Annotated in this window: 18 protein-coding genes; 11 read left to right on the top strand and 7 right to left on the bottom strand. The window is 59.8% G+C overall.

Annotated features, from left to right (window positions below; all coding sequences use genetic code 11):
• Window positions 1-467: 467 nt before the first annotated feature.
• Together LOY56_RS25220 and LOY56_RS25215 are read right to left on the bottom strand one after the other, a co-directional pair.
• Window positions 468-2,879, bottom strand: a complete 2,412-nt coding sequence (locus tag LOY56_RS25220; protein WP_258618000.1) for a penicillin acylase family protein — start codon at window positions 2,877-2,879, stop codon at window positions 468-470.
• 103 nt (window positions 2,880-2,982) lie between these two features.
• The gene (locus LOY56_RS25215) at window positions 2,983-3,561 is read right to left on the bottom strand and encodes a DUF6436 domain-containing protein (RefSeq protein ID WP_258617999.1); all 579 of its coding nucleotides are present in this window, start codon (window positions 3,559-3,561) and stop codon (window positions 2,983-2,985) included.
• A gap of 97 nt (window positions 3,562-3,658) precedes the next feature.
• Between LOY56_RS25215 and LOY56_RS25210 the strand changes: the two genes are divergently transcribed.
• Complete coding sequence (locus tag LOY56_RS25210) at window positions 3,659-4,606, top strand: alpha/beta hydrolase (RefSeq protein ID WP_258617998.1); 948 nt, start codon at window positions 3,659-3,661, stop codon at window positions 4,604-4,606.
• A gap of 100 nt (window positions 4,607-4,706) precedes the next feature.
• Here LOY56_RS25210 and LOY56_RS25205 read toward each other — a convergent pair whose 3' ends face one another.
• Entirely contained in the window at window positions 4,707-5,459 is a 753-nt protein-coding gene (locus LOY56_RS25205) for a hypothetical protein (RefSeq protein ID WP_258617996.1), read from the bottom strand.
• Between the two features lie 133 nt (window positions 5,460-5,592).
• On the opposite strand from LOY56_RS25205, the gene LOY56_RS25200 reads away from it, so the two are divergent.
• Both LOY56_RS25200 and LOY56_RS25195 read left to right on the top strand, forming a co-directional pair.
• Window positions 5,593-6,225, top strand: coding sequence for a 2OG-Fe(II) oxygenase (locus LOY56_RS25200; protein WP_258617995.1), 633 nt, complete (start codon window positions 5,593-5,595; stop codon window positions 6,223-6,225).
• A 2-nt stretch (window positions 6,226-6,227) separates the two neighbouring features.
• Window positions 6,228-6,713, top strand: a complete 486-nt coding sequence (locus LOY56_RS25195) for a DUF523 domain-containing protein (protein ID WP_258617993.1) — start codon at window positions 6,228-6,230, stop codon at window positions 6,711-6,713.
• A 64-nt stretch (window positions 6,714-6,777) separates the two neighbouring features.
• Here LOY56_RS25195 and LOY56_RS25190 read toward each other — a convergent pair whose 3' ends face one another.
• Window positions 6,778-7,365 carry a transporter substrate-binding domain-containing protein gene (locus LOY56_RS25190; RefSeq protein WP_258617992.1) on the bottom strand — a complete coding sequence of 196 codons (588 nt, stop codon included), beginning with the start codon at window positions 7,363-7,365 and terminating at the stop codon, window positions 6,778-6,780.
• 135 nt (window positions 7,366-7,500) lie between these two features.
• On the opposite strand from LOY56_RS25190, the gene LOY56_RS25185 reads away from it, so the two are divergent.
• Window positions 7,501-7,926 (top strand): DUF4399 domain-containing protein, encoded by a 426-nt coding sequence (locus LOY56_RS25185; RefSeq protein WP_258617991.1) that lies wholly within the window; start codon window positions 7,501-7,503, stop codon window positions 7,924-7,926.
• A gap of 76 nt (window positions 7,927-8,002) precedes the next feature.
• On the opposite strand, the gene serA is transcribed toward LOY56_RS25185, so the two are convergent.
• Window positions 8,003-9,232, bottom strand: a complete 1,230-nt coding sequence (gene serA / locus LOY56_RS25180) for a phosphoglycerate dehydrogenase (protein ID WP_258617989.1) — start codon at window positions 9,230-9,232, stop codon at window positions 8,003-8,005.
• A 219-nt stretch (window positions 9,233-9,451) separates the two neighbouring features.
• Between serA and LOY56_RS25175 the strand changes: the two genes are divergently transcribed.
• The 4 genes from LOY56_RS25175 to LOY56_RS25160 all read left to right on the top strand — a co-directional run bounded on the left by LOY56_RS25175 (window position 9,452) and on the right by LOY56_RS25160 (window position 13,693).
• Complete coding sequence (locus LOY56_RS25175) at window positions 9,452-10,846, top strand: FAD-binding oxidoreductase (RefSeq protein ID WP_258622884.1); 1,395 nt, start codon at window positions 9,452-9,454, stop codon at window positions 10,844-10,846.
• A 37-nt stretch (window positions 10,847-10,883) separates the two neighbouring features.
• On the top strand, window positions 10,884-11,549 hold the full coding sequence (locus tag LOY56_RS25170; protein ID WP_008007329.1) for a fumarylacetoacetate hydrolase family protein: 666 nt from the start codon (window positions 10,884-10,886) through the stop codon (window positions 11,547-11,549).
• Between the two features lie 190 nt (window positions 11,550-11,739).
• Window positions 11,740-12,669, top strand: coding sequence for an SdiA-regulated domain-containing protein (locus LOY56_RS25165; RefSeq protein WP_258617986.1), 930 nt, complete (start codon window positions 11,740-11,742; stop codon window positions 12,667-12,669).
• A 106-nt stretch (window positions 12,670-12,775) separates the two neighbouring features.
• Window positions 12,776-13,693 carry an SdiA-regulated domain-containing protein gene (locus tag LOY56_RS25160; RefSeq protein ID WP_258617985.1) on the top strand — a complete coding sequence of 306 codons (918 nt, stop codon included), beginning with the start codon at window positions 12,776-12,778 and terminating at the stop codon, window positions 13,691-13,693.
• Window positions 13,694-13,750: 57 nt separating this feature from the next.
• Here the strand turns inward: LOY56_RS25160 and rpiA are convergent, their stop codons facing one another.
• On the bottom strand, window positions 13,751-14,422 hold the full coding sequence (rpiA, locus tag LOY56_RS25155; protein ID WP_258617984.1) for a ribose-5-phosphate isomerase RpiA: 672 nt from the start codon (window positions 14,420-14,422) through the stop codon (window positions 13,751-13,753).
• A 148-nt stretch (window positions 14,423-14,570) separates the two neighbouring features.
• On the opposite strand from rpiA, the gene ilvA reads away from it, so the two are divergent.
• Window positions 14,571-16,085 (top strand): threonine ammonia-lyase, biosynthetic, encoded by a 1,515-nt coding sequence (ilvA, locus tag LOY56_RS25150; protein WP_258617983.1) that lies wholly within the window; start codon window positions 14,571-14,573, stop codon window positions 16,083-16,085.
• 39 nt (window positions 16,086-16,124) lie between these two features.
• The gene (locus tag LOY56_RS25145) at window positions 16,125-16,550 is read left to right on the top strand and encodes a DUF2269 domain-containing protein (protein WP_258617981.1); all 426 of its coding nucleotides are present in this window, start codon (window positions 16,125-16,127) and stop codon (window positions 16,548-16,550) included.
• A 121-nt stretch (window positions 16,551-16,671) separates the two neighbouring features.
• On the opposite strand, the gene LOY56_RS25140 is transcribed toward LOY56_RS25145, so the two are convergent.
• Entirely contained in the window at window positions 16,672-17,328 is a 657-nt protein-coding gene (locus LOY56_RS25140) for an HAD family phosphatase (protein ID WP_258617980.1), read from the bottom strand.
• A 143-nt stretch (window positions 17,329-17,471) separates the two neighbouring features.
• Here LOY56_RS25140 and LOY56_RS25135 point away from each other — a divergent pair, with 143 nt between their 5' ends.
• On the top strand, window positions 17,472-17,951 hold the full coding sequence (locus LOY56_RS25135) for an RNA pyrophosphohydrolase (protein WP_007897732.1): 480 nt from the start codon (window positions 17,472-17,474) through the stop codon (window positions 17,949-17,951).
• Window positions 17,952-17,953 lie beyond the last annotated feature (2 nt).

The raw sequence follows: 17,953 nt of genomic DNA, 5'->3' as shown, positions 1-17,953 counted from the left end.
GAGAAGCGCAGTCGTATGCCGATCCATTGTGGGATGCTGATTCATTGTGGGAGCGAACCTGCTCGCGAAGCTGTTGATCTGCCGTTGCCGTTGCCGTTGCCGTTGCCGTTGCCGTTGCCGTTGCCGTTGTTTTGGCTTTTGATCTTGATCTATCTGCCCCTTTCCCAGAGGCCGAACGCAGGCGTTGCGCAGGGGGCACCGCGGCAAGGATGCCGCGGCGGGCCCCCGGAGCAATGCCGGAGTGAGGGCATGCCGAGCCTAAGCGAGGCACCGAATGGCGGGGCAAAGCCTTTTGGTTCCTTTTCGGCGTTTGGAAAAGGGACTCGCTGTAAAAGCGAAACCGCCAGCGGCCGTTACCGCAGAAACGGATATGTACTCCAAAAACACCAAGCCCCGGCAGTGAATCTGTAGCTCAAGAGATATGCAGATACCCATGCCGCGAAAGCGTCAGCCCGGCCAACAAAAATCTACTGCGCAACCCGCGCCGGCAACAGCTTCAGCGTGCTACGGGTATTGGCCGTCACTTCTTCATCATTGAAATACGCCTGGTTATAAACCCCTTCGATATACGCCTCGGCCTGATCGGCATAGTGGCTGTCGAACGGCACGCCGCTCTGGCCGACCGGGTTGATGGTCAGGCTGTGGGCCGGGTCGGCGAAGTCGATCAGCCGTCGTGTCGACGGGCCGTAAGTCACGGGCCACGGCGCCGGGCCGATCTTGGCCGAGAGGTTGTTCGGCACTTCGTGGGTGCCGGGCGCCGCGAATGGCCCGACGTTGAAGATCCGCTCCAGCGGTTTCTGCGTCCCCAGCGGATGGCCGTGAGTCAGGGTGTGCGCCTTGCCCCACTTCCATTGTGTCGAATCAGCGCCAAGGGTGGTTTTGAGGTGAGCCATGCTCGCTTGCCAGGCAACCTTGACCGTATCGGCGCGGGTTTCCTTGCCGGGGGTGTTGCGGTTGTCCCACCACGGTGAATCGGCCGAAGCCGCCAGGCGCGGCAGCGCGGCATCGATCACCCGGGTCGGGAGCAGCGTTTCGAAAAAGTCATTGCCCAATTCATCGCGCATCGCCGCGTCGGCAAGGTTGAACAAAAACTGGTTGAACAGCGTGGCGCTGATGGAGTCCAGCGGGTAATCGCCGCTCCACTGCGCCAGTTGCTCCACCCATTTGAGCTCGGCGGGATCACTCACCACTTCACGCAGCACCGGCAGCAACGGCGCCAGCAAACGCGGGCCATAAGCGGTGATGGTGCCCAGCTGCAGCTTCTGGTTGGCCTCGTTGTCCCACTTCATATTTTTGTCGCTGAGTTGACGATTGAGCTGCTGACCGCGATCGGCGAGGTTGTAGTAACCGGGAATTTCCATGCCGGTCGGCGACACCGGTTGGAAGTTGGCCGAGACGATATAGCCCCGCCCCGGGTTCTCTTCCTGTGGGTTGGCGCTGAACGGGTAAAAACCTTCCTTGTCCGCCTGAGGAGTGCTGCCGTCGAGGATGAAACCTGGCTTCACTCCGGCCGGGCGCTTGGGCAGCAGCGCCGAGGCCCACCAGCCGATGTCGCCCTTGGCGTTGGCGTAGACGATGTTCAGCCCCGGAGCCTGAACCTTGGCCGACGCGGCACGGGCCTTGGCCAGGGTGTCGGCGCGGTTGAGCTGGTAGAAGCCGTCGAGGATCGGATTCGGGGTCTCGAGGAAGGCCCACCACATGGCGACCGGCGTCTTGCCGGCGGCGGTGCCGAGTGCATCGTTGATGATCGGGCCGTGGGGCGACTGGCGCAGGGTCAGCGTGACCGGTGACTGGCCTTTGACCGCGATCTGTTGTTCGGTGTTGACCATGTCGACCCACTGGCCGCGATACCAGACCTGGTTCGGGCTGTCCGGGTTGACCTTCTCGGCGATCAGGTCCAGATCGTCGTTCTGGAACATCGTCAGGCTCCAGCCGAAGTCCAGGTTGTGGCCAAGAAACGCAAACGGCACCAGCGCCTGATGGTAGCCATAAAGCTCGAAGCCCGGCGCCGACAGGTGCGCTTCGTACCACACCGACGGCACCGAGAAGCGAATATGCGGGTCACCGGCCAGCAGGGGCTTGCCGCTTTTGCTGCGGTTGCCGGCAATCACCCAGGCATTGCTGCCTTCGAATTGCGGCAGGCCATTGTCGGCCAGGGCCTGCTCACTCAAACGGGCGAGGGCGTTCAGATCCTGCCAGTCACTGGCGGCGAGGGCCGGCGCAGGGTTAGCGCGCCCTTTGACCAACACGCCCTGAGGCTGCCAGTCGAGATCGAAGATGTTCAGGTATTCGGCGCCCAGTTGATCGCGCACGTAAGTCAGCAACGGCTCGGTGCGAAATGCCGCGGCAAAGCTGTAGGCCATGTAGCCGGCGATGCTGATGCTGTCTTCGGCGGTGAAAGGGCGCTTGGGGATCCCCAGCACGTCGAACTCTACTGGCGCTGCGTGGCTGTCCTGATATTGATTGATGCCATCCAGATAGGCTTGCAAGGCTTTCCATGCCGGAGACTGATGATCCAGCGCGGCCACGTAACGGTCAGCCCGTTCGCGGATGCGCAGGCTGCGAAACAGTTTGTCGGTGTCGAGCAGTTTCGGGCCGAGGACTTCGGCCAGTTCCCCACGGGCCAGACGCCGCACGGCTTCCATCTGGAACAATCGGTCCTGGGCCTGCACATAGCCGAGGGCGCGGTAGAGGTCGGTTTCGTTTTCGGCACGGATATGCGGCACGCCACGCTCGTCGTAGCGTACGGTCACCGAACCCTGCAGGTGCTGCAATTTCACCTGGCCCTGACGCGTCGGTTGCTTGCTGTACACATACCAGCCGCCCCCGGCGACGAGCACGACGATCAGCAAGGCAAGTACGGTCAGGACGCGTTTCATGGTGACTCCTTGTTCTTTCGGGATTGCCGCCCGTGTGGGCTGAAAACGTGTAGCACAGACCTCCTGTGCCGGGCATCGCGGGCCTGGAAAAGTCAGGAATGCCTTACTTCACCTTGGCAGGCCACGGGCAGTAGCAACCCACCGCCAGCGTGTGGGTAGCGTTTACCGCCCGGCCTTCATTCAGCGCTTGCAGGATGGGCTCGATAAAACTGTTGCTCGAATTGCAGGTCAGGCCTTCGCTGTAAGGACCGAAATACGCCAGCCTGCCACTGCGGTCCCAGATCGCCACTGCCGGGCTGGCAGGGATCTGTTCGGAACCTGGCAGGACAGTGATGGTTTTAAGACGACTCAAAGTACCGGGCAACTGGCCGTGGCTGCCGGGCTTTTGGACTGCATAGAACTCGACGCCCTGCGGTACATACTGCTCAACCAGTTCGCTCAGGTGTTGTTGGTTGCCGACATTGCACGGGCAGGCCGGGTCCCAGAAATGCACCAGGCGGATGGCGCCGGGGCCGGCAAGTTCGCCTGGCAGGCGCAACGGGTCGCCGGAGAACACCGCCGTGTGCGAACTGAAAGCGCGCAAGTAGCGCCCCTGAAACCAGTCATAGGCGGCCCACAGCACGCCGGCACACACAAGGGCGAGCAGGCTGGCAAGCAGTGTGGTGTGGTAGGCCGGACGCATGGGTTTCAATCCTCGAAGGTCGGCTAGCTTGCCATGCTTGCCGCGACAGATGAATATCGCAGGCCCATAAAGTCCGTTTCGCGCTCTGGAATAGCCCATGTCCGCCACTTTCGATCCCGATCATTTGCGTGCCAGCCTGCGGCCATTGGCCGAGTGGCAGCCGCTGTCGACGGAAGCCATGGCCTATCAGCATTTTTATCGGCTGGATTTCCCGCAGCGAAACCTGCGCAGTGGCCTGGGGCGTTTTGAGGTCGAGGGCTATGAAGTGGTCAGCCAGCTCTGGTGGCCCGAGCGGGCGAAGGCGACGCTGTTTTTGTTTCACGGCTTCTACGATCACACCGGGCTCTATCGGCACGTGATCGAGTGGGCGCTGGGCCAGGGTTTTGCGGTGATTGCCTGTGACCTGCCGGGGCATGGCCTGTCCAGCGGCGAACGGGCGAGCATTAAGGATTTCGCCGAGTATCAGAACACCCTGCAAGGGCTGTTGGCTGAGGCGCAGTCGCTGGGCCTTCCGCAGCCCTGGCACTTGTGCGGGCAAAGCACCGGCGGGGCGATTGTGATCGATCATGTGCTCAATCAGGGCGCGAACAGCCCGGCCCAGGGGCAAGTGATTCTGCTGTCGCCCCTGGTGCGGCCACGCGCCTGGGGCTGGTCGAAGCTCAGTTATTATCTGCTCAAGCCATTCGTCAAAGGCATCGCCCGGCGCTTCAGCGAGAACTCCAACGACCTTGACTTCCTGGCATTCCTGCAAGCCGATCCGCTGCAGCCGCTGCGCCTGCCCACGGCTTGGGTCGGTGCGTTGGGGCGGTGGATCAAGCGTATCGAAGCAGCGCCGAGCAGCCGGCGGCGACCGCTGATCGTGCAGGGGCAGGCGGACATGACCGTGGATTGGCAGCACAACCTTGAGGTGTTGCGGAGCAAGTTTGATCGGCCTCAGGTGCTGATGCTGCCTGAGGCGCGGCATCATCTGGCGAATGAGACGTCGGCGTTGCGTGGGGAGTATTTCGGGTTTTTGACCAGGCGGATGAGTCGTCAGAACCGATGAGGCAAGATCAAAAGATCGCAGCCTTCGGCAGCGCCTACAAAAGCATGTCGTGCACCCTGGAGCTGCCGAAGGCTGCGATCTTTTCGGGAGCGGCGCTATTTCACTGGGCAAGGCTCGACGTACTTTGCCCCACCGCAAGTCCCGCCCGAATCGCCGCCAATGCCGCTTGGTAGTAAGCCTTGCCTTCCATGGACTCGGCAAAGGTCGCGAACTCTTCCAGCTCGTCATCCGACAGGTCGCGATAGACATACAGCAACGTGTTGTTCAGGTCCGCGCCAATCTGCTCCATCAAGCGCTGGCGCTGACCGTTCAACATGCCTTGCGCCTGACCGCCGCCGAGCAGACCGGGGATCATCGAACTCAGGCTGTCGGCCGCCACGCCCGCGATCGCCAGGCTGACTTCAGCGCCGGCCTCGCGGGCGGGCAGGGCCTGGGCCAGGTGACCGATGATGAGTTGACGGGTATCGCTGGCCTGCATTTTCGGCAAGCCCTTGGCGTTTTTCGCCAATTGATCGCGACGGGTCGCCAGCAGTTCGGCGGCGACGATTTTCTTGCCCAGCGCCGATTGAAAGAAGGTCAAGGCAGGCTTTGGATCGACAAGCTTTTTGCGCAATTGCGCTTCGGCACGCTGGTCCATGGCCTTGGGCGCAAAGCGCTGATTGCTGTTACTGACCAGGGCCTGGAACACTGCCGGCGGCAGGCTGTTCTGATAGCGCTGCTGAGCGACAGAGAGAGCATCGTTGAAATGCGCGCGTTGTTCTGGCCAGCCGGCGACCTTGTACAACTGGTCGTGGCCGTCCGCCCAGGCGGGCAAAACGCAGAACATCAACAGTGAGAAAAGCAAGCGACGCATAGGGACTCCTGTCAGCAGGCGACCATTCTCCGTGCGGCATACGTACTTGTCGAGAATTCGTATCAGGTTGAGTGCCTTATCCGACCAATCCTCCGCTGCGCGGCGCTGTCGGATTTGCGGGCACAGGAATACTATGCGCGCCATGCACATACCCTCTGATCATCCGCTGCTGTTACGTATCGTCGACGACTTGGCTGCACGCGGCTGGTCGCGGCAGAATATTTTCCTGCCTCTGGATCTGACCCAGGCGCTGGCGGCCGAGTGCCGCAAACGTGCGGCCGAGGGCGAACTTGCCCCGGCCGCCGTGGGGCGCGGGCCGTTTTCGGAAATTCGCGAGGGCATCCGTGGTGACCATATCCAGTGGATCGAACCCGGTCAGGTCGAGGCCTGCGACCGTTATCTGGGGTTGATGGACAGCCTGCGTGAGGCGATGAATCGCGGTTTGTTTCTGGGCCTGGAAGATTTCGAAAGCCATTTCGCCCTGTACCCGCCTGGCGCTTTCTACCTAAAGCATGTCGACCGTTTCCGCGACGACGACCGGCGCATGGTCTCGGCGGTGATCTACCTCAATGACGGCTGGCTGCCCGAGCATGGCGGTCAGCTGCGCATGTACCTGGACAAAGGCGTCGAACACGATGTGGTGCCTACCGGCGGATGCCTGGTAGTGTTCCTGTCGGGCGAAGTCCCCCACGAAGTCCTGCCCGCGACCCGAGATCGCCTGTCGTTGACAGGCTGGTTCCGCCGTCGTGGCAACGAGCCGTTCTGATCATGCAAAAGATTCTGGTAAGCCGCTGTTTGCTGGGGCACCGCGTCCGTTACGACGGTGGGGCCAGTGGGCCGTTTGATCTGTTGGAGCAGTGGATTGCCGAAGGCCGAGTGGTGCCCTTGTGCCCGGAAGTCGCCGGTGGCTTACCGACGCCAAGGGCTGCGGCGGAGATTGCGGGCGGGCAGGGCGCTGAAGTGCTTGATGGCCTTGCATCGGTCATCACCACCGAGGGCGAGGACGTCAGTGCCGAGTTTCTTTCGGGGGCTTATCAGGCGCTGGAACTGGTGCAGCAGCACGGCATCCGCATTGCCGTGCTCAAGGCCAACAGCCCGTCCTGCGGGAATCTATTAACCTATGACGGGACGTTCAGTGGCGTGAAGGTCCGTGGTGAGGGTGTGACGGCGGCGTTGCTCAAGCGCAATGGCGTGCAGGTTTTCAGTGAGCTGGAGCTGGTTGAAGCCGCTACAGCCCTGGCAACCCTGAATTAACGACCTGCCCAAAACCCATTGTGGGAACGGCGGTGCGTCGATCCCACATAAAATCTTCAGTGCCTTATGGTTTCGGCGCCACACTCGTATCCGCCCCGAACCACTTCTGCGACAACGCTTCCAATCGCCCATCTCCCTTGATCCGCTGCAAGGCGTTTTCGAGGCTGGCGTGAAACGCCGGGTTACCCTTCTGAAACGGAATCGCCAGGCTCACAGCAGAGGCGGCTTTCGGCTTTTCCTCTGTCAGCGACTGCACCAGCAATATTGAGCGCGGTGGTTCTTCTTTCTGCGCGATCAAGTGTGCATTGGTTTGAATGTAAGGTTCGCTGAAGTCGAAACGCGCCATGAGCGCCGGGGTCTCTGTGATGTGATTGATGGCCACGTCGTACTTGCCGCTTTCAACGCCAGTCAACAAATCGCCGGAATCGGTGACGACGAAATCGGCCCGTACATCCAGTTCATTGGCCAGCAGTTGACCCAACTCGACTTCGAAGCCGGTCAGTTTGTCGTCCTCCTTGAAGTTGAAGGGCGGTGTATTAGCCTCAAGAGCAATGCGCAATTCGCCGCGATCGTTTACATCGTCAATCAGTTCGGCATGAGCCAAAGGGCTCAAAAGGGGTAGCAGGCAGATCAGGCCAGGCAAAAAGCGCATGGTCACTCCTTGGAATTTATTTATCGCGATGCGCTGTTCAGGCTCGCTTTGCTATGGTTGTCGTGTGCCTTCGACAACGAATGGCCGTGAAGTTGTCTCGGCCGCGCGAATTTTACGGAAAAACTGGAGAAGAGAATGAAAACCTTTATGTCACGTGTTGCTTTGGCTGGCCTGTTGATGGGCGTTTCGGTGCTGGCGAGTGCTGCCACGCCGGCCCCCAAAGGCGCCGAAGCGTCCATCGTTTCTCCTGAGGACGGCGCCACGGTTCCCCAGACCTTCACCGTCAAATTCGCTGTGAAGAACATCGCGCTGGCGCCTGCCGGCGATGTCACCAAGAACACGGGGCATCATCACTTGCTGATCGATGTCGACAAACTGCCCTCCGCCGGTGCGCCGATCCCGATGGATGCCAACCACATGCACTTCGGCAAAGCGCAGACCCAGGCTGAAATCAAACTGGCACCGGGCAAGCACACCTTGCAGCTCGAGCTGGGCGACAGCGGTCACATGCCGTTCGATCCGCCGATCGTTTCGAAGAAAATCACCGTGACGGTGAAGTAACGTTTTCCACTGGCATGGACACAGCCATGAAAAAGGGAGCTCCGAGGAGCTCCCTTTTTTGTCGCTCAAAACGCGATCAGAACAACACCCGGCTACGGATAGTGCCTTTGATGTGCTGTAGCTTCTCTTGCGCCAGGTCCGAGTATTCGGCGTCTACGTCGATAACCACATAACCGACTTTTTCGTTGGTCTGCAGGAACTGACCGGAAATGTTGATGCCGTTTTCGGCGAAGACCTTGTTGATCTCGCTCATCACACCCGGAATGTTCTCGTGGATGTGCAGCAGGCGGTGCTTGCCAGGGTGAGCCGGCAAAGCCACTTCCGGGAAGTTCACGGACGATACCGACGTACCGTTGTCGCTGTACTTGACCAGCTTTTCCGCCACTTCCAGACCGATGTTGGCTTGTGCCTCAGCGGTGGAACCACCGATGTGCGGGGTCAGGATCACGTTGTCCAGGCCGCGCAGCGGGCTTTCGAACTCTTCTTCGTTGGAGCGCGGCTCTACCGGGAATACGTCGATGGCCGCACCGATCAGGTGCTTGTCCTTTATCGCGTCCGCCAGGGCGTCCAGTTCTACAACGGTGCCGCGAGCAGCGTTGATCAGGATGCCGCCCTTCTTGATGGCGCGGATTTCCTTCTCGCCGATCATCCACTGGGTGGCTGCGGTTTCCGGAACGTGCAGGGTCACGATGTCGGACATACCCAGCAATTCGTGCAGGTTGCCGACCTGGGTGGCGTTACCCAGTGGCAACTTGGTCACGGTGTCATAGAAGTACACCTGCATCCCCAGGCCTTCTGCCAGGACCGACAGTTGGGTACCGATCGAGCCGTAACCGACGATGCCCAGCTTCTTGCCGCGGATTTCGAAGGAGTTGGCTGCGCTCTTGATCCAGCCGCCACGGTGGCAGGAAGCGTTCTTCTCAGGAATGCCGCGCAGCAACAGGATCGCTTCGGCCAGTACCAGCTCGGCAACGGAACGGGTGTTGGAGTACGGTGCGTTGAACACGGCGATACCGCGTTCGCGGGCCGCGCCCAGATCGACCTGATTGGTGCCGATGCAGAAACAGCCGACAGCCACCAGTTTCTTCGCGTGATCGAAGATCTCTTCGGTCAGTTGAGTGCGGGAGCGAATGCCGATGAAGTGAGCATCAGCGATCTTTTCCTTGAGCTGGGCTTCCGGCAGAGAACCTGTGAGGTACTCGATGCTGGTGTAGCCCGCCGCCTTGAGGACGTCGACAGCCGATTGGTGGACGCCTTCGAGAAGAAGGAACTTGATCTTGCTCTTATCGAGAGAAGTCTTGCTCATCTGCGTAAACCTGTGTCCCGGAGAAAAAAATGGCAGGGAAGGGAGCGAGTGCTCTGAGCACTGGAGCTGACCCGGACGGCAAGAAAGCCGCGACCGCAGCACAGCCTTTGGGCACTATCCTGCGGGGTCGGTATGCTAGCATATGCACCCCGCTAAACACTCATTCCTGCGACGTGAAGCGTTCTCAGGATGACCATGAATTGTTCGAGAGTTCTGTCGATGACCAATCCTGCGCTGATTGATGAGCTGAAGACCCTGGTTGAGCCTGGCAAGGTGCTGACCGACGCCGACTCCCTGAATGCTTACGGTAAGGATTGGACCAAGCATTTCGCTCCGGCCCCGACGGCCATTGTGTTTCCCAAGACCACTGAGCAGGTCCAGGCCATTGTTCGTTGGGCCAACGAACACAAGGTGGCGCTGGTGCCGTCCGGCGGTCGTACCGGGCTTTCGGCTGCGGCCGTGGCAGCCAATGGCGAAGTGGTCGTGTCCTTCGACTACATGAACCAGATCCTCGACGTGAACCTGACTGACCGCACGGCCGTTTGTCAGCCAGGCGTGGTCACCCAGCAATTGCAGAACACGGCCGAAGAGCACGGTCTGTACTACCCCGTAGACTTCGCGTCGGCAGGTTCCAGCCAGATTGGCGGCAATATCGGCACCAATGCCGGCGGGATCAAGGTGATTCGCTACGGCATGACCCGCAACTGGGTGGCTGGCATGAAAGTCGTCACCGGCAAGGGCGATGTACTGGAACTGAACAAAGACCTGATCAAGAACGCTACTGGCTACGACCTGCGTCAGTTGTTCATCGGTGCCGAAGGCACCCTCGGTTTCGTGGTCGAAGCGACCATGCGTCTGGACCGTGCGCCGAAAAACCTCACCGCGATGGTCCTCGGTACCACCGATTTCGATTCGATCATGCCGGTGTTGCACGCGTTCCAGAGCAAACTTGACCTGACCGCCTTCGAATTCTTCTCTGATAAAGCCTTGGCCAAGGTCATGGCGCGCGGCGATGTGCCGGCACCGTTTGAATCCGATTGCCCGTTCTACGCGCTGCTGGAATTCGAAGCGACCACTGAGGAAGTGGCCAACCACGCCCTGGAAACCTTCGAGCACTGCGTCGAGCAGGGCTGGGTGCTGGACGGCGTGATGAGCCAGAGCGAAACCCAGTTGCAGAACCTGTGGAAATTGCGCGAGTACATCTCTGAAACCATTTCCCACTGGACGCCGTATAAGAACGACATTTCGGTCACTGTGTCGAAAGTCCCGGCATTCCTCAAAGAAATCGACGCGATTGTCGGCGAACACTACCCGGATTTCGAAATCGTCTGGTTTGGCCACATCGGTGACGGCAACCTGCACTTGAACATCCTCAAGCCGGATAACCTGAGCAAGGACGAGTTCTTCGCCAAATGCGCCACCGTCAACAAGTGGGTGTTCGAAACCGTCGAGAAGTACAACGGTTCGATTTCCGCCGAACACGGCGTGGGCATGACTAAGCGTGATTACTTGACCTACAGTCGCTCGCCGGTTGAGATCGAGTACATGAAAGCCGTCAAAGCGGTGTTCGACCCGAACGGCATCATGAACCCGGGCAAGATTTTCGCTGTTTGATTCTTCGAACTTTAAGAGCACGAAGCAGGAGTCGGTAATGAGCTATCAGCACCAGTATGTCGACGGTACGCGTATTCATTTCCCGTTGGGGAAAGTGGTATGCATCGGCCGCAACTACGCCGAACACGCCAAGGAACTGGACAATCCGGTGCCTACCGAGCCATTGCTGTTCATCAAGCCGGGCAGTTGCGTAGTCCCACTGGAAGGCGGTTTCAGCATTCCGACCGAGCGTGGCTCGGTGCATTACGAAGCGGAAATCGCCGTGTTGATCGGTAAGCCGTTGTCGACCAAACCGAGTCGTGAAGAAGTGCTGGATGCCATCTCCGGCATCGCCCCGGCCCTGGACCTGACCCTGCGCGACAAGCAGGCCGAGCTGAAAGCCAAGGGCCTGCCTTGGGAAATCGCCAAGTCCTTCGACGGTGCGGCGGTAATTGCGCCATTCGTGGCGGGCAGTACCTTCGCTGATCTGACTGATATCGGCATTCGCCTGACCATCAATGGCGAAGTCCGCCAGGATGGCAACAGCAAGGACATGCTCAATCCGATCGTGCCGATGATCCAGTACATGGCCGGCTGCTTCTCGCTGCAGGCCGGTGATGTGATCCTCACGGGTACGCCGGTGGGCGTTGGTCCGCTGAATGTCGGCGATGAACTGGTGCTGGAACTGCCGGGCGCTAGCCGCTTCACCAGCAGCGTGCGCTAAAAAAGCAAAAGATCGTCCGAACGCGGCCCGAGCCTTCGGACGATCTTTTGATCTTGACTGCCCGTACAGGGCAATCCCGCCATTTCCCGTTTTTTTCACATCATCTCTGGATAATTCCTGGGCTTCTGGCGTCTGAGCCAGCCCCAATGTGCTATTACCCATAGCCTGAATTTCTGGAAAGCATCCCTGCATGGCCACCCAACCGCTGCCCAAGCTGAAAACTGCCCGCCGCTCGCGCTTTGTCATGCGGTGGTATTCCTGGCTTTTGCTGGTGGCGGCCGCTGTGTATGGCCTCGTGCATGCGATGCACTGGGATGATCGCGGCGTGCTCTGGGTGAAGGAGCGGTTCGAAAGTCCGGCCGAGCGTCAGGAGAGTGTCTGGCTGCCGGATTACCGGGCGGTGATCGACGCCAAGCTGCTGCCGGGCATGGAGAAGGATGAAGCATCAGACGTCTCTTATGATCCGCAGACCAAAACCCTGTTTGCGGTGATGGGCAAGAACCCGTTCCTGGTCGAGCTGACTTTGCAGGGTGATGTGTTGCGCAAAATGCCGCTGGTGGGCTGGAGCAACCCGGAAGGGGTGACGGTCATGGGCAACGGTTTGCTGGCGATCACCGATGAGCGCGAACATTTGCTCTCCATCGTCAAGGTCGATGCCGATACTCGCGAACTGAATATCGCCCATTTCCCGAAATACGACCTGGGCCCGTCGAAAGACCAGAATAAAGCCTTCGAGGCGATCGTCTGGGATGCGCGTAACCAGCAACTGCTGCTGGGTGAAGAGCGTCCACCGGCGTTGTTCAGCTGGAAAAGCGACGGCAGCCAAATCCTCAAGGGCGACAAACGAAAGCTGTCCAGCGACGAACTGGATATCCGTAACCTGTCGGCCTTGGCCATTGATCCGCGCTCCGGCCATACCCTGGTGCTGTCCGCCGATTCCCACTTGTTGCTGGAATTGGACGAGAAAGGCGAGCAGGTCAGCTTCATGACGTTGCTTGGGGGGTTCAATGGTCTGAAGAAAACCATTCCCCGTGCCGAAGGCGTAACCATGGACGAAGCGGGCACGCTGTACATGGTGAGCGAGCCGAACCTGTTCTATCGCTTCGAAAAACAACGCTGACCTGTAGGAGCTGCCGCAGGTTGTGGTGTCAGGCCAGTGGCCATTAAGCTTGAATTCATACTGCCGTGGTATTTCATCTGCCCGTCTTGTTGCCGAGCTCGCCTGAATGCGCCGACTTGCCCGTCCCAAACCCCTGATGCTGATCCTGTCGGTAATTGCGCTGATCGTGCTGATTGCCATCGGCCAGTACCTGCGCCTGTTCGAGCGCGCCTGGTTTAATGTTCAGGCGTTCTGGCAGCCGATAAATGCGCAGTCCATCGGCCTGGATCAATATCAGGTCGCGATCGAGGCGCAGGTCATTGAGGGTCTGGACGATGATGTTTCGGCGCTGACCTTCGATCCCGTGCGCAAAAGCCTGTTCACCGTCACCAACAAAAACGCTGAACTGATCGAATTGTCCCTGGAGGGCAACATTCTGCGGCGTGTGGCGCTGGTCGGGTTTGGCGACCCGGAAGCGGTGGAATTCGTCAGCGCCGACACTTACGTGATCACTGACGAGCGCCAGCAACGGTTGATCAAGATTCATCTGGAGAAGGACGCGACATTCCTCGATGCCGCGGATGCCGAACAGATGACCCTCGGCGTGCACATGAGCGGCAACAAGGGTTTCGAAGGGTTGGCCTATGACTCGGTGGGCAAGCGCTTGTTTGTCGCCAAGGAGCGCGATCCGATGCTGATTTACGAAGTGCAGGGCTTTCCGCATTACAACCCGGAGAAGTCCTACGCGGTGCATGTGGTGAACAACCCCAAACGCGATGCCGGGATGTTCGTGCGAGACCTGTCGAGCCTGCAGTACGACGAGCGTAGCGGCCATTTGCTGGCGCTGTCCGATGAATCGCGACTGATTCTGGAGCTGGATGTCGATGGGCGACCGCTGACTACCCTGTCACTGAGCAAGGGCCGCCAGGGATTGCAGAAGACTGTGCCGCAAGCGGAAGGCATCGCCATGGACGACGACGGCACCCTGTACCTCGTCAGCGAGCCGAATCTGTTCTACGTCTTCAAAAAACCGGCACAACCCTGACAACACCCCAAAACCAATTGTAGGAGCGAAGCTTCGCTCCTACAGGAGGACGAGGCGTCAGGCTTTGAGGGTTTTCACGCCTTCACTCGTCCCCAGCAGCAGCAAATCAGCCGGGCGGGCTGCGAACAAGCCGTTGGTGACCACACCGACGATCGCATTGATCTGTGTTTCCAGCTCCACCGGGTTGGTGATCTGCATGTTGAACACATCGAGGATGATGTTGCCGTTGTCGGTCAGCACGCCTTCACGGTAAACCGGATCGCCGCCGAGCTTCACCAATTGGCGGGCGACGTGGCTGCGGGCCATCGGGATCACTTCCACCGGTAGCGGGAACGCACCGAGCACCGGCACCAGTTTGCTGGCGTCGGCGATGCAGATGAAGGTCTTGGCCACGGCCGCGACAATCTTCTCGCGGGTCAGGGCCGCGCCACCGCCCTTGATCAGGTGCAGGTGCTCGTCGCTTTCGTCGGCACCGTCGACGTAGAACTCCAGGTCGCTGACGGTATTGAGCTCATACACCGGAATGCCGTGGCCCTTGAGGCGGGCGGCGGTGGCTTCGGAACTGGCAACCGCGCCATCGAACGCACCCTTGTGTTTGGCCAAGGCATCGATGAAGCAGTTGGCGGTGGAGCCGGTGCCGACGCCGACGATGCTCTTGTCGTCGAGTTTCGGAAGGATGAAGTCGACGGCGGCCTGGGCTACGGCCTGTTTGAGTTGATCCTGGGTCATGCGGGCTCCGGAAGCGGGCAAGGGGAGAACAGAAAGGCCGGCATTATAGCCCCATGCCGGGCTAAAACCTCTTGATTCGTGTGGTCGCCCGCCCGAAAGCCGGGTTAGACTCCTTGACCCTGCCCAACCCGCTCAGTGATGCTTTCCGATGCTCGAACAGTACGTCAAAAAGATTCTCACCTCGCGCGTTTATGACGTTGCCGTAGAAACCCCATTGCAGACGGCCCGCCAGCTCTCCGAGCGGCTGGGCAACGATATCTTGCTCAAGCGTGAAGACTTGCAGCCGGTGTTCTCGTTCAAGATTCGCGGCGCCTACAACAAGTTGACGCAGCTGAGCGATGAAGAGCGCGCTCGCGGCGTGGTCACCGCGTCGGCGGGCAATCATGCGCAAGGCCTGGCCCTGGCTGCCAAGGTTCTGGGCGTGAAAGCGACCATCGTGATGCCCAAGACCACCCCGGAGATCAAGGTTGAAGGCGTGCGTTCGCGCGGCGGCAAAGTGGTGCTGCACGGGGATTCGTTCCCGGAAGCCCTGGCCTACTCGCTGAAACTGGTCGACGAAAAAGGCTACGTTTACATTCACCCTTACGACGATCCCCACACCATTGCCGGGCAGGGCACGGTGGCCATGGAGATTCTGCGCCAGCAGCCGGGGCGTCTGGACGCGATCTTCGTTCCGGTGGGCGGCGGCGGGTTGATCGCCGGGATTGCGGCGTACGTGAAATACCTGCGCCCGGACATCAAAATCATCGGCGTCGAACCGGATGACTCCAACTGCCTGCAAGCCGCCATGGCGGCCGGCGAGCGGGTGGTGCTGCCGACCGTGGGTCTCTTCGCCGACGGCGTCGCGGTGGCCCAGATCGGTCAGCACACTTTCGATATCTGCAAAGACTACGTAGATGAAGTCATCACTGTCAGCACCGACGAGATCTGCGCAGCAATCAAGGATATCTACGACGATACCCGCTCGATCACTGAGCCTGCTGGCGCCTTGGGCGTGGCCGGGATCAAGAAGTACGTCGAGCAACGCGGTGTCACGGGGCATACGTTTGTGGCCATTGATTCCGGTGCCAACGTCAACTTCGACCGCTTGCGCCACGTGGCCGAGCGCGCTGAACTGGGCGAAGGTCGCGAAGCCATCATCGCCGTGACCATTCCCGAGAAACCGGGCAGCTTCAAGGCGTTCTGCGAAGCCATCGGCAAGCGCCAGATCACCGAGTTCAACTACCGCTACAACACCGGCAGCGAAGCGCACATCTTTGTCGGCGTGCAGACGCACCCGGAAAACGATCCGCGCAGTGCGCTGCTCGCCAGCCTCACCGAGCAGGGTTTCCCGGTGCTCGACCTGACCGACAACGAACTGGCCAAGTTGCACATCCGTCATATGGTTGGCGGGCGCGCCGCCCAGGTTGTCGATGAAGTGGTGCTGCGCTTCGAGTTCCCGGAGCGCCCGGGTGCGTTGTTCAATTTCCTCAACAAACTCGGCGGGCGCTGGAACATTTCGATGTTCCACTACCGCAACCACGGTGCGGCCGATGGCCGTGTGGTCGCGGGCCTGCAGGTGCCGCACGACGAACGTCATCTGGTACCGGCCGCGCTGGAAGAAATCGGCTATCCGTACTGGGACGAAAGCGACAACCCGGCCTATCAGCTGTTTCTCGGCTGAGCGGCTACGCTGATCGGCAGGCCATAAGGAAATCGAACAATGGAAACGTTAACCGCCCTCAAAATCGCTCATAGCGTGGCGACGGTGTTGCTGTTGATCAGCGCGCTGGGGCTGGCGATCTGGGTCTGGCGCACACGCCGTAACGGCGACGCGACGGCTCACACTCGTACCTTGCAACGACCGCTGGTGTTCATCTGGCTATTGATGGGCCTGGCACTGCTGAGCATGCCGTTCACTGGTTGGTGGATGGTGCATCTGGTGGGCTGGCCATTGGGGCAGACCTGGCTGCTGGCTTCCAGTGTGCTGTACACCTTGGCGGCGTTGGGGTGGTTCTGGTTGCTGGTGCGACTGAACAAGTTGCGCAAGGCGCCGGCGGGGAACGGCAAATTCACCTTTGCCATCGCACTGTTCAGCTTTGTTTGTTTCATCGCGATTGCGGGTTTGATGGGCGCCAAGCCGGTTTAAGGCTACAGACCGAGTCGGCCCCTTCGCGAGCAAGCCCGCTCCCACATTGATCTCGGCTGTACACAAATCCTGTGTCCACTGAAGATCAATTGTGGGAGCGGGCTTGCTCGCGAAGGCGATATCAGCCGCGCAACGAAATCACCGGCCAACCCCGCTTCTCGGCCTCGGCGCGCAAGTTAGGATCCGGATCGACCGCGATCGCATTCGTCACTTGCTCCAGCAGCGCCAAGTCATTCATCGAATCGCTGTAGAAATAGCTGTCTTCCAGAGTGTGGCCAGTCTCTTCCAGCCAACGAATCAACCGGGTCACCTTGCCTTCACGGAAGCACGGAACATCGGTGCTACGCCCGCTGTAGCGGCCATCCACCATTTCACACTCGGTGGCAATCAGGGTTTCAACGCCTAAGCGTGCTGCAATCGGCCCGGTCACAAAGCGATTGGTGGCGGTGATGATCACCAGCTTGTCGCCGGCCTTACGGTGCTTGGCCAGCAGTTCGATAGCCTTGGGCAGCACGATCGGTTCGATGCAGTCGCGCATGTAATCCAGGTGCCATTGATCCAGCGTGGCCATCTCGGTGCGGCCGAGGACTTCCAGGCAGAAGTTCAGGTACGCGTCGTTATCCAGCTTGCCGGCCAGGTAGTCCTGATAGAACTCGTCGTTGCGTGCCTTATAGGCGACGGCGTCGAGGAAACCGCGTTCACACAGGTAATCGCCCCAGGCGTGGTCACTGTCACCGCCCAGAAGCGTGTTGTCCAAGTCGAATAAAGCCAGGCGCATTGCAGTTACTCGCTGAAAAGACTGTAGAAAGGTGTCCAGAATACGGACTTTTCACAAGAGTGCACATAAGGTAGGTCGGCTCGTTGCTGCTTTCACAACCTTTGTGGAACAATGCCCCGACATGCGTTTGCGAGGTTGTTGCCGTGATCGACCCCGATGGTTTCCGCCCCAATGTCGGGATCATTCTGACGAATGATGCCGGCCAGGTGCTATGGGCTCGCCGTATCAATCAAGATGCCTGGCAGTTTCCACAGGGAGGGATCAATCCCCAGGAGACGCCGGAAGACGCCTTGTACCGCGAGCTGAACGAAGAAGTGGGCCTGGAGCGCGAAGATGTTGAAATACTCGCCTGCACCCGGGGCTGGTTGCGCTATCGTTTGCCGCAACGTCTGGTCAGGACACACAGCCAACCGCTGTGCATCGGCCAGAAGCAGAAATGGTTTCTCCTGCGCCTGATCTCCAACGAGCAGCGGGTGCGGATGGATTTGACCGGTAAACCGGAATTCGATGGCTGGCGCTGGGTCAGTTATTGGTATCCGTTGGGCCAGGTGGTGACATTCAAGCGCGAGGTGTATCGCCGCGCTCTCAAAGAGCTTGCCCCGCGCCTTTTAGCGCGCGACTGACG

Origin of the sequence: Pseudomonas sp. B21-048, from assembly GCF_024748615.1 — a bacterium.
Lineage (GTDB): Bacteria > Pseudomonadota > Gammaproteobacteria > Pseudomonadales > Pseudomonadaceae > Aquipseudomonas.
This window is presented reverse-complemented; position numbering and strand designations above follow the sequence as displayed.